The following is a 13932-nucleotide window of genomic DNA, read 5'->3' on the forward strand; positions in this document are numbered from 1 at the left end:
CGCACCCCTTAGACAGGCATTCGTCAATCATATCAAATGGTTGCACGGTGCATCGTAACAGATTTTTGTCCAAAAACCAATAACAGAGCTGGCGCAAAATCGTAAATTTTTCAAGTGGTTGCGATTTCCGGACGGACACTATCTACCGAAGGGGAGATAAATGCCGCAGGCAAACGCAAGGGGTGTGCAGGTAGCGGTTCTGGGGGCCGGGTACTGGGGGAAAAACCTGGTGCGAAATTTCCACGACCTCGGTGTGCTCGCACACGTCTGCGACCCGTCACGGGAGGCCCAGGACCGTACGAGCCAATCCTACCCCGACGTTGCGGTTTCAGGCGATTTTGAGGCGGTTCTGAGCGACCCTAGCATCACGGCTGTGGCCATCGCGGCTCCGGCAGCACTGCATTATACCTTGGCGGAACGGGCGCTGCGGCAAAGGAAACACGTGTTCGTGGAAAAACCCCTCGCCCTTACCTACGAGGATGGCGAGGCGTTAGTTAAATTATCCAGAGACATGGGCCTGACGCTGTTTGTGGGGCACATTCTTCAGTATCACCCTGCTGTGGTGAAATTGAAGGAAATTGTGCGCAGAGGGGGGATCGGCCGGCTCCAATATATCTATTCACGCCGTCTGTCTCTCGGCAAGATCCGCAGGGAAGAGAATATCCTCTGGTCTTTCGCGCCGCATGACATATCGGTGATTCTCAGTCTTACGGGTGAAGACCCCTCCTACCTGGATGCGGTCGGCTGCAACTTTCTCCATGAGAGAATTGCCGACGTGACAATGACGACTCTGAAATTCCCGTCCGGAATAGGCGCTCACATTTTTGTGAGCTGGTTGAATCCATTTAAAGAACAGAAGCTTGTTGTTGTTGGAAGCGACGGGATGCTCGTTTTTGATGACACGCAACCGGTGGAGGGCAAGCTCGTGCTGTACCCGCACGAGATCAAGTGGGAGAACAATCAGCCGGTTCCGGTGAAGGCCGAAGGTCAATCGATCGATTTGAGATCCTCGTGGAAAGAACCGCTCCGCGCCGAATGTGAGGCGTTCTTGGATGCGATTACGACGGGTGTACCGGCAATCACCTCGGGCGAAGAGGGCCTTCGGGTCCTGGCCGTTCTGGAACAGAGCCAGAAGGCTTTGGAAGCAAAGGAGCAAGGGAGCGCTGGTTCTTTCGCGGGGGACCATACAGCCCCACGGGCACCTGCGCCGGCGTATTTCGTGCATGAAACAGCAGTTGTCGATCCGGATGTGAAAATTGGCAAGGGCACTAAGATATGGCATTTCTCTCACGTTCTCTCGAATTCCCTGATAGGAGAGAACTGCAATATTGGGCAAAATGTTGTTATCGGACCAGATGTTTCCATCGGAAACGGGTGTAAGATCCAAAACAATGTGTCCGTATATAAAGGTGTGACCCTTGAGGACGAAGTTTTTTGCGGGCCATCAATGGTATTCACGAACATATACAACCCTAGGGCCGCCATCCGGAAGATGGACCAGGTTAGGCCGACGCTCGTGAAGCGCGGGGCAACTTTAGGGGCGAACTGTACCATCGTGTGCGGAAACACCATTGGGGCGTATGCGTTTGTAGGGGCGGGCGCGGTCGTGACGCGGGACGTTCCGGACCACGCCCTGGTCGTCGGTAACCCGGCGCGGCAAATCGGTTGGGCCTGCGTGTGTGGAGAAAAGCTAGACGAGGATCTGGCCTGCCCAAGTTGTGGGAAACGGTTTGCCAAGGGGGGGAATGGTTTACGCCCCGTCGTCGGGTAGGCACAGGCGGCACAGATGTCCTCGGTAGACGTTGGGCACCTGCAGACCGACTGTCTGGGGAAACGCCGGCGAGTTCTCGTTCGGCCGGTCGTGGTGGGGTTTGCCCAAAGGGGGTCTCTCCGTGACCGATAGTCGGCCGAGGGGCGTCTGGGGAAACCTCCAGGAGAGGTTGGCGAAGCGGGTGCCTGCTGGGTCCTTTGCGCGAAACGTTACTACACTCACCGTCGGCACCGTGGCGGCGCAGGGAATAGCAGCCCTTTCCCTGCCGCTTCTGACGCGGCTGTACAGCCCTGAAGATTTTGGTTTGCTCGCGGCCTACACGGCCGTGTTGTCGGTTCTGTCCGTGATTGCCTGCCTTCGGTATGAAATCGCGATCCCTCTTCCGGACAGCGATACGGACGGGCTTGCACTTCTGGTCGGCGCGATCCTCTCTGCAGGCTTCGTGGCGGCGCTATGCTTAGTGCCCGCGTTGTTTTTCCCCGTGCAAGCAGCAAGGCTCATTGGACAACCTGGTCTTGCGCCCTACCTTTGGTTGGTTCCCGCTGGGGTCTTTGCGACCGCGGTGTACAACGCTCTCCAGTATTGGGCTTCCCGAAAAAGCCGTTTCCCGCTAATTGCTAGAACCCGCGTGAGTCGCGCACTGGGGGGGTCGGTTGTGCAACTGGCTCTCGGGGTTATAGCACCCCGTGCAGTGTGGTTAATCCTGGGGCAAATCGTTCAATCTGGTGCCGGAATCGGCCCCTTGGCGAGGGCCATATGGCGGAGCGACAAAAACACCATAAGGAAATTGACGCCGGCGAAGGTCTATTGGCAACTGCGGTCACAACGGCGTTTTCCGATATTTTCGGTTCCGGAGGCGCTGTTTAACACTGCGGGAGTGCAGGTCCCGGTTTTGGCAATAGGTGCTATTGCTGGGCAGCACGAGATTGGGTACCTATACCTTGGCATGCGAGTCATGGGGCTCCCCATTGGGATTGTGGGGAGGTCTGTTGCGCAAGTTTTTGTGGCTGAGGCACCAGCAAGAGCGCGGGCTGGAACGCTTCGACGGTATGTATGGAAGAATATCTGGACCCTATTTCGTGTGGGAGCTCCACCGGCCATAGCGCTCGGCCTCTCTGCACCTTGGATGTTTTCAAGCCTTTTCGGGGCCGATTGGAATCGGGCAGGTTTTCTAACAGCTTTGATGACTCCTTGGTTCCTGCTTCAATTTATGGTGTCACCCGTTTCAATGGCCCTGCATGTTGTTGGAAAGCAATCTCTGGCGTGTATATTACAAGCTGGCGGCGTGATTCTGCGGGTTGGTGTAGTTCTAATTGTGGCATGGACTGGAGTGCATGGCGTTTCCGAAGCATTTGCAATATCTAGCGCGGCTTTCTATGCTACATACTTATTAATTGTGATGAGATCGGTTTAGTGGGTTGTAATCATGTCCTCCGTGCTATTGCTCGGACTAGCGATTGGCACGGCCGGACGCGTGGCGCCGACTGGAACGCCGGGCGCGACTCCTACAGTCGCTGCATCCGGCACTCAGTCTCTCGGCAAACCACACCTCCGTGCTCTTTACCCACTAAATCAGGAAGAACCTCTCAGCCAACCTCTGGACTGGAGGACACGTGTCAACGCCGGCGTCGGACAAAAGCCGTGACCAAAGGATCTCTATGAAAATTGCTCATGTCTGTTTGTCGAATTTTTTTGTAGATGAGCGTGCCTATCAAGAGAACGAACTGGTCCGCCATCATGTGGCGGCTGGACACGATGTGCTCGTTCTGGCGTCAACGGAGACGCATGATGAGAACGGACGCTTGGTGTATTGTAAACCTATGACCTACGTCTCCAAGGAAGGGGCAACGTTGGTGCGAATTCCGTACAGTCGCTGGTTGCCACACTCTGTCATACGCAAGTTACGCATACATCCGGGAGTGTATAAGAGATTGGCCGAGTTCGCGCCCCAATCAATCTTGTTTCACGGCGCTGCGTCTTATGAGTTGGTAACGGTTGCTCGGTACGTACGGGATCATCCTGGTACGTTGTTGTTCATAGATAATCATGCCTACTGGGCTAATAGTGGGAGGAATTTTATCAGTAGGAACCTGTTGCACCGCTGGTTCTATCGTTTGTGCTTGCAGAAAGCGTTGCCGTACACTGTGAAGGTGCTTTGCGTATCTACGGAAGCCGTGGACTTTGCGAACAAGATTTACCGAGTACCGATGGACAAACTTGAGCTTTTCCCATTGGGGGGACGCCCATTGCCCCCTGCGGAATACAAAGAACGTAGAATTCGTAAACGCTTAGAATTGCAAATTGACGATGATACCTTGTTGTTTGTTCAGTCAGGAAAACTAACGCGGCGAAAGAAGTTGATTGAGTCGCTTAAAAGCTTTGCTGCCGTTGGCTACAGAAAGGCGCGGTTCGCCATAGCGGGCGTCTTGGGTGACGATATCCGCGTGGATGCCGAAAGACTAATCTCGGAAGACCCGCGAGTTATATTCCTTGGATGGCAGAGCGTTGAGGACTTGACAGACCTGCTTTGCGCAGCAGATGTCTACATACAACCTGGGACACAGTCGGTAACAATGCAGCATGCACTTTGTTGTCACTGCCCGGTCGCTATCGCAGACGTGCCCGCCCACAGATTCTACAGTCAAGTTACAGGTTGGTTGTTAAACGAAGAAACGACGCTTGAGACTGTGTTTAAGGAGGCCAGCGTGGTTAATTTGGATGCGCTTCGCGATAGGGCCTATGGGTTTTCTGTTAATATGCTAGATTACAAAGTTTTGTCCCAGCGGGTGTTGCACCCCTGAAACCACCGCTGTCCGAAATAAATGGTAGAGCTCCGAGCATAGATAGACGACTCTTCCGTAGTTCAGGACGAGAATCCGGCCCCGCTTTGCGATTTCGTTTCCCAGTATCGAAGCTAGGCAGCGAGTGAAGTCCGTGTGGTTCCCGTTCCAGGAACGCCATATGAGAAATATGATAACCTCTCGTCGCATGAGACTCGCGCCGGCGAATGCTCTGCAAACAAAAGGTCATCCCTTTGCGGGACGAATGTCGTTCGTCCTGTCTGTTCTGTTTCTGCGATTAGCTTTGGATGCCGCATATGTGCTGTATGTTGCTCCCGTATTTGGGAATCACTTTCTCGTGCCGTTGGAGTTAGAGTTCGATTGGGGGCGCTATTTCAGTTCATTTCTACTTGTTGTTGTGCCCACGACGTTCTTGCCTTACGGAAAAGAAAATCTGAGCGGCCTGTTTTTTTGTATTCCACTGGTGTTTTTGTACATTCCGATGACCACGATTTACGGCCTGGACTTGGGCAGGACCAGTTTGGGGGTGTTTCTGTGCTTAAGCGCACTGGTTGTTGCATATTTTGTTGCTAAGGTGAGAATTTGTGGAGCGCGCCTTGCGGTCGCAAAAAAAGGTAAGGGGATCGTAATTCTGCTTGGCGCCCTCGTGTTGGTCTATTTCTATGTATGGAGTGTTATTACTGGCGCAGTAAATTACATAAATTTTGATCTTCTGAAAATATATGAATTTAGGGGTGTGGCTAGTGAATTGATGAATGTTGGGCCGTTGTCATATTTGAACTTGTTGGCGGCAAAGGTTTTTAACCCATTTGTGTTGGCGCTTGGGTTCATGAGGCGAAGTTACATATTGATTTGCATAGGCTTATTAAATCAAATATATTACTTCGCGACTACACAGCATAGGATGCATCTGTTTGTGCCATTGTTGGTATTGTTTGTTTGGTTGTTGTATCGTGATAAGAGCTATATGTCGCTCCCGCAATTTTACGGTTTTGTCGGGGGGGGGGTAGTCGCTGTTTTGGGGTTCTCTTTGTTTCTGCAACTTGATGTGCTGCCGGCAATAATTCTGAGGCGGGCTTTTTTTGTTCCAGCAGGAGTTGCGTTCTCGTGGGTAGAGTATTTCGTGGATAAGCCGAAAGTTCTGTTCGCTGATCGCTTTTTGAGCACGGTGTCCGTTTCCGTTTATGCGGGAGAAAACTTGCCGCACTTTTTGGGATATGTTTTGAGTGGGAGGAACGAGATAGCGTTTAACGCTGGGCTCGTTGGGGCGGGATATGCGCAGGCAGGTTTCTTCGGTGTCGTCGCGTATGCCTGTGTCTTGGGGGTAGTACTAAAATGCGTTAATGCATTACTGAAATCAGGTGTCCCAAAATTATTAGCAGCAAGTCTCCTGTTCGCGCCGTTGCGGACGGCTTGGGCTGATAGTGATCTTTTGACGACGTTGGTCAGCCATGGCGTTGTGGTCAGTCTGTGTCTTCTTTGGCTCTACGGTAGGCACTCCTGTGGTCCTTCTATACGATAATAACGAAGCGCCTTGATAAGGCGCTTACTGATTGGAAGGCGAGGACTAGGATGAGGCAACTCCTGCAATTGCTCAAAGATGGGGCGCTGCGTATTGCTGATGTCCCGACACCCAGGGCTGGGCCCGGGCGATTGCTGATTCAATCCTCAAAAAGCCTGATTTCAGCCGGCACTGAGAGGATGCTGCTTGATTTCGGTCGGTCGCGGTGGGTGGCGAAGGCGAAACAGCAACCTGACAAGGTGCGGCAGGTGCTCGACAAGGTGCGCACAGATGGCCTTATGACCACAGTGGAGGCGGTGCGATCGAAACTCAGTGACCCTGTGGCGCTGGGGTATTGCAATGTGGGGAGGGTGATAGAGGTAGGGCCACGGGTCGACGGGTTCGCAGTGGGAGACCGCGTGGTCTCAAATGGGTCGCACGCCGAATACGTGGTGGTGCCAAAGAACTTGGCGGCTAAGGTTCCGGAGAACGTAAGCGACGAGGAAGCAGCGTTCACAGTGCTCGGGGCGATAGCGCTCCAGGGGATCCGGTTGGCGGCTCCCACGTTGGGCGAGGCCATCGTCGTAACGGGGCTCGGGTTGATAGGTTTGTTGGCCGTGCAGTTGCTTCGTGCCCACGGGTGCAGGGTGCTCGGCATAGATTTGGATTCCTCGAAGGTGGAACTGGCCCGGCAATTCGGGGCGGAGGTTGTGGATCTCTCGAAGGGGGGGGATCCGATAGCCGCGGCTCAGGCGTTTTCGCGGGGCCGCGGAGTGGACGCGGTCCTCATCGCCGCGTCCACGAAAAGCAGCGAACCGGTGCACCAGGCGGCGCAGATGTGCCGGAAGCGGGGTCGCATCGTCTTGGTGGGAGTGACAGGGCTGGAGCTCTCGCGGGCAGATTTCTACGAGAAGGAACTGACCTTTCAGGTGTCTTGCTCCTACGGGCCGGGACGCTACGACCCGGAGTACGAGGAGAACGGGCACGACTACCCGATCGGGTTTGTTCGGTGGACGGAGCAGCGGAACTTCGAGGCGGTCCTGGACATGATGGCCTCTGGAGCGCTCGACGTAAAACCGCTCATATCGCACCGATTCCCGTTTGATCGTGCCCCGGAGGCCTATGATCTGCTTCTCAAGGATCGGTCGGTTCTCGGAATTCTGCTGGAATACGGGGGAAATGACTCGGGTTCACTCGCCGTACCGGAACGTCGGGTGAGGCTGAAGCCACAGTCTGAGGCCCGCTTCGACCCTCAGAAGCCTGTGGTTGCCTTTATCGGGGCAGGGAACTACGCGTCGCGGATGCTGATCCCGGCCTTTAAGGAAGCCGGGGCGCAGCTCCATACCATTGCAGCAAGCGGTGGTACTAGTGCAGGGGTACAGGGGAGAAAGCACGGCTTTCTGTACGCCACGACCGACGTAGAGGATGTTTTTGCGAACGAAGAGATCAATACAGTGGTCGTGGCCACGAGGCATGATTCGCACGCGCAATTCGTAGAGAAAGCTCTGCGTGCCGGGAAAAACGTGTTTGTGGAGAAACCGCTTGCGATCCGAAAGGAGGAGGTGGAGCGGTTGGAGGGGCTTCTCTCGGAGCTGCAGGCCGAGGGCCAGAGCGCGCGACTCATGGTTGGTTTTAACAGAAGGTTTGCGCCGCACGTGCAGAAGATGAAGGAGCTTCTGGACGCCGTGCACGAACCCAAGACGTTCGTCATGGTGATGAACGCAGGGGCCATCACGAGAAGCCATTGGACACAGGATCCCGAGGTCGGGGGCGGCCGAATCATTGGAGAGGCGTGCCATTATGTGGATCTCATGCGCTATCTGGTGGGCAGCCAGATCGTTTCCGTAGAGGCCAAATGTATGGGGCCCCATGACGGGTTGGAAGTCAGGGATGATAAAGCCGTGCTGGTCCTAGGGTTCGCGGACGGCTCGTTCGGAACGATCCACTACCTCGCGAACGGTTCCCCGAGGTTCCAAAAGGAGCGGATCGAGGTCTTCGCAGGCGGTCGCGTCCTACAGTTGAACAATTTTCGAGAGTTGGTCGGATACGGCTGGCCTGGGTTCCGGCGCATCAAGCTGTGGCGACAGGACAAAGGCCAGGAGCGGTGCGCCCAGGCGTTTCTCCATGCGGTGGAGGAAGGTGCGCCCTCCCCGATTCCAGCGGGCGAGTTGACCGAGGTCGCGCGGGTCACCATCCACGCAGCAGAAATCCTTCGCGGGCAATGACGCGGGTTGCGGAGCTGGTTCGCACGCTGCCCCGGCTGGGCTTCCGGAGCGTAGGGCGGGTTGCGTGGTACCGTTTGGGGGTGCGGACGGGGCTCAATCCGGTTCGGAGGTTGCGAGCGGGGATACCTCGGGCTCCATTCCTGTGCCGACGGCCACCCAAACGGATGTCCGCTGGTGAGGGAGTTTCGTGGCGGGCGTTCGGATGGAAGGTCGTGGACCTCGTGCCAGGGAAGTTCGACTGGCATGCAAACGTGTTGACCGGGGCCAGGGTGACTGGCGGGGACCGCCCGTGGTGGGAAGTCCCGGATTTCGAGAGCGGTGCCGGGGATATCAAGACCGTTTGGGAAGCCTCTCGGTTTCCGTGGCTTCTGCCTTTGGCGGTGGGAGCGGCCGCGGGGTCGGAAGATGATCTCGCGCTTGCGGAGGTGCTTCTGCGCGACTGGGTCGAAGCAAACCCGCCGTACCGAGGGCCGAATTGGAAGTGCGGGCAGGAAGCATCGATTCGGGTGCTACAGTTAGCCGCCGCTGCCCGCCTCCTGGGCCTTGTGGACCGCCCGCCGGAGGGGTTGCTCGATCTCCTCCGCGTCCACTGCCGGCGGATCGAGCCGACCCTGCTCTACGCTATGGGGCAGGACAACAATCACGGCACCTTGGAAGCTGCGGCGATGTTTGTGGGGGGATCGTGGCTCCAGAAAGTGTTGAACGATTCTGACGGGGGCCGGTGGTTTCGAAAGGGGCGGAAGTGGTTGGAAGATCGGGTAGCCCGCCTGATCGCCTCCGATGGCAGCTTCAGCCAGCACTCGGTGAACTACCACCGGTTGATGCTCGACACGTTGTGCTTCGTCGAGCTATGGAGGCGGGAGCTAGGACTTCCCGAATTCTCCGCGACCTTCACCGAACGAGCCGCTGCTGCTACACAATGGCTGCACGCCTTTGTTTTACGGGAGTCGGGCGACGCCCCCAACTTGGGCGCAAACGACGGGGCCTGGCTCTGGGCACTTCCCGTCCTTGCGTACAGGGATTTTCGGCCTTCTGTGCAGTTCGCGAGCGTGCTTTTTTGTAATGCGTATGCGTATGGGGAGCCAGGCGGGCCTGCGTGGGCGTACGTGAATCTTTTTGGGTTGGAACACCCAACTGTGCGTGACCTCCCGCGCCCGGGGAGCGAGGTGTATCCGGAAGGTGGATACGCGGTGCTTCGGGCGGGCAATGCGGTAGCCTATGTCCGGTATCCCCGATTTCGCTTCCGCCCCAGTCACGCTGACGCACTTCACCTGGATTTCTGGATTCGCGGGGAGAATTGGCTTCGCGATGCAGGGACGTTCAGCTATAACTCGGAACCGAAGTGGCTAAGCTATTTCTCTGGAACAGAGAGTCACAACACGGTTCAGTTCGATGACATGGATCAGATGCCCCGGATCGGTCGTTTCCTGTTCGGAGACTGGCTGGAACCGTTGGAGGTGTCTCCCATACAGGAAGAAGGTGGCCAGGTCTCCTTTGCGGCGGCGTACAAGGATCGCCACGGACATCGGCACCGGCGTGAGGTGGTGCTGGGGACAAACCGGTTGCTCGTACGGGACGAAGTCGAAGGCTTCCGAGAACGGGCGGTTCTCCGTTGGCGGCTGAAGCCGGGGAGTTGGCGTGAAGAGAACATAGGTCTGCGCCTGGGTTCTCTTCGAATTAGTGTGTGTTCCGAAGTTGGGTTGCAAGTGCGTGTGGTCAAGGGGTGGGAGTCCCGGTTTTACCTGCAGAAGAGCGAACTGCCGGTCCTAGAGGTCGAAATAAAGGCGCCTGGTCGTATTGATACGCTCGTGGAGTGGGACTGACCTTCTGATGCATCTTCTGATTATTCACCAAGCCTTTGTTGGCCCCAACGAACCTGGGGGGACCCGGCATTACGAGTTCGCCCGACGCCTCGTTCGCCAAGGGCACACGGTAACGATCGTGGCCAGCGATTTGAGTTACCTCACCGGTGGGAAGATCGTGGACCGGGGAGGACTCGTGTCCGAGCAAGAAGTAGACGGCATCCGGATCCTTCGAGCGTACACATACCCCAGTTTGCACAAGAGCTTCGTGTGGCGGGTGGTGTCATTCCTCAGTTTCATGTGCACGTCGGTGGTTGCCGGGTTGCGGGCAGGAAAGGTGGATGTCGTGATGGGTACGTCGCCACCGATTTTCCAGGCAGTTTCTGCTTGGTTCGTTGCCGCTCTTCGCCGGCGACCTTTCCTTCTCGAAATTCGGGATCTGTGGCCGGAGTTTGCCGTGGATATGGGGGTTCTCAAGAATCGGTTGCTTATCTCGTTGGCGCGGTGGTTGGAACTGTTCCTGTATGGCCGGGCAAGCCATATCGTGGTCAACTCGCCGGCATATAGAGACTATTTGAAGGAGAAGCGCATCCGCGTCGGGAAGATTTCTCTCATTCCGAACGGTGTAGACCCCGAGATGTTTCGACCCGAGGATCATGGCGCGGCATTTCGAACCGAGTTCGGCCTGGACGGGAAGTTCGTGGTTACGTATGCCGGCGCGTTGGGTCTGGCAAATGACATCTGGACGATTCTTCGGGCCGCCGACCTGCTGCGAGGAGACGATCGGATCCGGTTTGTGCTTGTTGGAGACGGGAAGGAGAGACCGGCGCTGGAGGCGTTCGCGGCGGAACAAAATCTAAATAATGTCATTTTTGCTGGGCCTAGACCGAAGGCCGAGATTCCGACCGTGCTGGCTGCCAGCGACGCCTGTGTGGCGACGTTAAAAGATATTCCCATGTTTCGAACAACGTACCCCAATAAAGTGTTCGATTACATGGCCGCGGGCCGTCCAACGATTCTGGCGATTGACGGCGTTATCCGAGAGGTGGTGGAAGCCGCGCGGGGTGGGGTGTTCGTCCCGCCGGGCGACCCCGAAAGCCTTGCCCAGGTCGTCAGACGGTTCGTGGACAACCCTGCGGAAGCGCGCGAGATGGGAACAAACGCCCGGGAGTTTGTCGCCCGTCAATTTAACCGGGCGACGCACGCGGGCGAGTTTCTCCGCTTGGTGGAGCGATTGGTGTGACCATTCGGCAATCTGTGGGGTGGTATCGGAGTTGGGGGAAACGAGGGATCGATATAATCCTGGGTTTCGGGGCGCTTATTTTGGCCGGACCTGTTTGTGCCGTGCTTTCAGCGCTCGTGAGGGCCAAATTAGGAACGCCCGTTTTTTTTCGGCAGGTCCGCCCCGGAATGCACGGCAGGCCCTTTGTAATGTATAAATTCCGGACGATGACGGATGCGAGGGGACCCGATGGGGAGCTCTTGCCCGACGCGGAGAGGTTGACGCCGTTCGGCCGGTGGCTTCGGAGCACCAGCCTCGACGAGTTGCCGGAGTTGTTCAATGTGCTGAAGGGGGAGATGAGTCTGGTGGGGCCTCGACCTCTACTGATGGAGTATCTGCCCCTCTACACGCCAGAACAGGCCCGGCGGCACGAGGTGAAGCCGGGAATCACGGGGTGGGCTCAGGTGAACGGCCGCAACGCTCTCACGTGGGAGGAAAAGTTTCGGCTCGATGTGTGGTATGTGGACAATCAGAGCCTGTGGCTCGATCTCAAGATCCTGTTGTTGACTTTGAAAAAGGTGCTCCTGCGGGAGGGCATCAGCGCCGCCGGCGAGGCTACAATGCCGAGGTTTACAGGAACCTCTCACACAGAGGCGCGCGAAAGGCAGGCATGAAGTCGTACGCGATCTACGGGGCGAGTGGGTGCGGCCGTGGCGTGATGCCTCTGGCCCGGTGCCAGTTAAACCGGACGGTGACGGAACCGTACGAGTTGGTGTTCGTGGATGATGGGAAACCGGGGTCGGTGGTGAACGGCCATCGGGTGCTCACGTACGAGGAGTGGCTCCGGGAGCCTGCGAGCGAGCGGCGGGTGTGCGTCGCCATCGCGGACAGCCGGGTGCGCGAGAGGCTGGCAAAACGATGTGAGCGGGACGGGGTTGGGTTTTTTAGCGTGGTTGCCGGAAACGTTGTGCAGTTGGACGACGTTGATCTGGGAGAAGGGGCGATCCTGTGCCCTTTCGTGACCCTCACGAGCAACATCCGCATCGGTCGCCACTTCCACGCGAATCTCTATAGTTACGTGGAGCACGACTGCGTGATCGGGGACTTCGTGACCTTTGCGCCGGGTGTGCGGTGCAACGGAAACGTGGTGATTGAAGACCATGCGTACATCGGCACGGGGGCGATCATCCGACAGGGCCGACCTGGAAGTCCTCTTGTGATCGGTAGGGGTGCCGTGGTGGGGATGGGCGCGGTGGTCACAAAGGACGTTCCGCCGGGTGTGACGGTGGTGGGGAACCCGGCCCGGATTTTCGAGAAAAAAGGCGCGTGATGCTGGGGACGGGATTCTCCCCTTGGCCGTCCTTCACGGAGGAGGAAGCCGAAGCGGTTCGCCGGGTGCTCCTGTCGAACCGGGTGAATTACTGGACGGGTTCCGAAGGCCGGGAGTTCGAGCGGGAGTTTGCGGAGTGGGTCGGCACGCGGTATGCGGTGGCAGTGGCGAACGGCACGGTGGCGATCGAGTTGGCGCTGCGGGCGGTGGGCCTTCAGTCGGGCGACGAGGTGGTGGTGGCGCCTCGGACGTTCATCGCGTCTGCCTCGTGCATTGTGAACGCGGGCGGGGTACCGGTGTTTGCCGACGTGGACCGGGATTCCCAGAACATCACGGCCGAGACGATCGCCCGGGTGCTGACGCCTCGGACCCGGGGGATCGTGTGCGTGCACCTGGCGGGGTGGCCCTGCGAGATGGACGCGATCCTTGAACTTGCGGACGCGCATGGTCTTTTCGTGATCGAGGACTGCGCTCAGGCCCACGGTGCACGCTATCGCGGCCGGTCGGTGGGTTCCTTAGGCGATGTGGGGGCGTGGTCGTTCTGCCAGGACAAGATCATGACGACGGGCGGGGAGGGGGGCATGGTGACCACGAACTCGCGGGAACGCTGGAAGTGCATGTGGTCGTACAAAGACCACGGGAAGAGCTGGGAGGCGGTGTACGAGCGGAAACACTCGCCCGGGTTCCGCTGGCTTCACGAGAACTTCGGCACGAACTGGCGCATGACGGAGATGCAGGCCGTGATTGGCCGGATCCAGTTGCGCCGCATGGAAGACTGGCATGCCGCGCGGGTTCGGAACGCACACCGCATCTGGGAGGCGGCCCGCTCGGTGCCGGGCTTGCGGGTACCCCGGGTTCCGGACCACGTCGAACACGCGGCGTACAAGTGTTACGTGTTCGTGGAGCCGGAAGCCCTTCGCCCGGGTTGGGGTCGTGACCGGATTCTCGCCGAGATCAACGCGCAAGGGGTGCCGTGCTACACGGGGTCGTGTTCCGAGGTCTACCTGGAACAGGCCTTCGAGGGCACGGGGTGGCGGCCCGCCGAGCGGTTGCCGGTGGCGCGGGAGCTCGGGGAAACGAGCCTCATGTTCCTCGTGCACCCCACGCTCACCGAAGCCGAAATCGGCAAGACCTGCGAGGTGTTGGCCGATGTCGTGCGCCGTGCGGTGCGCTGAGCGGGCCGGCAACCTTCTGGACTTCCGACCTCGGAGGTGGTAGAACCCACGGCGTGCTGCGGCGGCGGGTGGCTGTCGCTGGTTTTCTGAAGCCCGGCCCGGTGC

Annotated in this window: 10 protein-coding genes; all 10 read left to right on the plus strand. The window is 57.8% G+C overall.

Annotated elements, in window-relative coordinates; all coding sequences use genetic code 11:
• Positions 1-160: 160 nt before the first annotated feature.
• The 10 genes from ACY0I8_RS00935 to ACY0I8_RS00980 all read left to right on the plus strand — a co-directional run bounded on the left by ACY0I8_RS00935 (position 161) and on the right by ACY0I8_RS00980 (position 13827).
• Positions 161-1771 carry a Gfo/Idh/MocA family oxidoreductase gene (locus ACY0I8_RS00935; protein WP_461393193.1) on the plus strand — a complete coding sequence of 537 codons (1611 nt, stop codon included), beginning with the start codon at positions 161-163 and terminating at the stop codon, positions 1769-1771.
• A gap of 181 nt (positions 1772-1952) precedes the next feature.
• The gene (locus tag ACY0I8_RS00940) at positions 1953-3185 is read left to right on the plus strand and encodes a lipopolysaccharide biosynthesis protein (protein ID WP_461393248.1); all 1233 of its coding nucleotides are present in this window, start codon (positions 1953-1955) and stop codon (positions 3183-3185) included.
• Between the two features lie 244 nt (positions 3186-3429).
• Positions 3430-4572 (plus strand): glycosyltransferase family 4 protein, encoded by a 1143-nt coding sequence (locus ACY0I8_RS00945; RefSeq protein ID WP_461393194.1) that lies wholly within the window; start codon positions 3430-3432, stop codon positions 4570-4572.
• A gap of 133 nt (positions 4573-4705) precedes the next feature.
• Positions 4706-6094: a hypothetical protein gene (locus tag ACY0I8_RS00950; protein WP_461393195.1), complete on the plus strand. Its 1389-nt coding sequence runs from the start codon at positions 4706-4708 to the stop codon at positions 6092-6094.
• A 50-nt stretch (positions 6095-6144) separates the two neighbouring features.
• Complete coding sequence (locus tag ACY0I8_RS00955) at positions 6145-8298, plus strand: bi-domain-containing oxidoreductase (protein ID WP_461393196.1); 2154 nt, start codon at positions 6145-6147, stop codon at positions 8296-8298.
• 212 nt (positions 8299-8510) lie between these two features.
• A complete protein-coding gene (locus ACY0I8_RS00960; protein WP_461393197.1) occupies positions 8511-10121 on the plus strand; it encodes a heparinase II/III family protein in 1611 nt (536 codons plus the stop codon).
• Between the two features lie 7 nt (positions 10122-10128).
• Complete coding sequence (locus ACY0I8_RS00965) at positions 10129-11343, plus strand: glycosyltransferase family 4 protein (protein WP_461393198.1); 1215 nt, start codon at positions 10129-10131, stop codon at positions 11341-11343.
• A 47-nt stretch (positions 11344-11390) separates the two neighbouring features.
• A complete protein-coding gene (locus ACY0I8_RS00970; protein ID WP_461393249.1) occupies positions 11391-11996 on the plus strand; it encodes a sugar transferase in 606 nt (201 codons plus the stop codon).
• Positions 11993-12652: an acetyltransferase gene (locus tag ACY0I8_RS00975; RefSeq protein ID WP_461393199.1), complete on the plus strand. Its 660-nt coding sequence runs from the start codon at positions 11993-11995 to the stop codon at positions 12650-12652. The genes ACY0I8_RS00970 and ACY0I8_RS00975 overlap by 4 nt, the downstream gene beginning before the upstream one ends.
• A complete protein-coding gene (locus ACY0I8_RS00980; protein ID WP_461393200.1) occupies positions 12652-13827 on the plus strand; it encodes a DegT/DnrJ/EryC1/StrS family aminotransferase in 1176 nt (391 codons plus the stop codon). Before ACY0I8_RS00975 ends, ACY0I8_RS00980 begins: the two co-directional genes overlap by 1 nt.
• Positions 13828-13932: the final 105 nt, after the last annotated feature.

The sequence above is a fragment of the Deferrisoma sp. genome (genome assembly GCF_054681715.1).

Excerpts from the sequence above, each read along its gene's own strand:
- ACY0I8_RS00975 (WP_461393199.1), top strand. The coding sequence starts at position 11,993 with ATGAAGTCGTACGCGATCTACGGGGCGAGTGGGTGCGGCCGTGGCGTG.
- ACY0I8_RS00965 (WP_461393198.1), top strand. The coding sequence starts at position 10,129 with ATGCATCTTCTGATTATTCACCAAGCCTTTGTTGGCCCCAACGAACCT.
- ACY0I8_RS00945 (WP_461393194.1), top strand. The coding sequence starts at position 3,430 with ATGAAAATTGCTCATGTCTGTTTGTCGAATTTTTTTGTAGATGAGCGT.
- ACY0I8_RS00980 (WP_461393200.1), top strand. The coding sequence starts at position 12,652 with ATGCTGGGGACGGGATTCTCCCCTTGGCCGTCCTTCACGGAGGAGGAA.
- ACY0I8_RS00955 (WP_461393196.1), top strand. The coding sequence starts at position 6,145 with ATGAGGCAACTCCTGCAATTGCTCAAAGATGGGGCGCTGCGTATTGCT.
- ACY0I8_RS00935 (WP_461393193.1), top strand. The coding sequence starts at position 161 with ATGCCGCAGGCAAACGCAAGGGGTGTGCAGGTAGCGGTTCTGGGGGCC.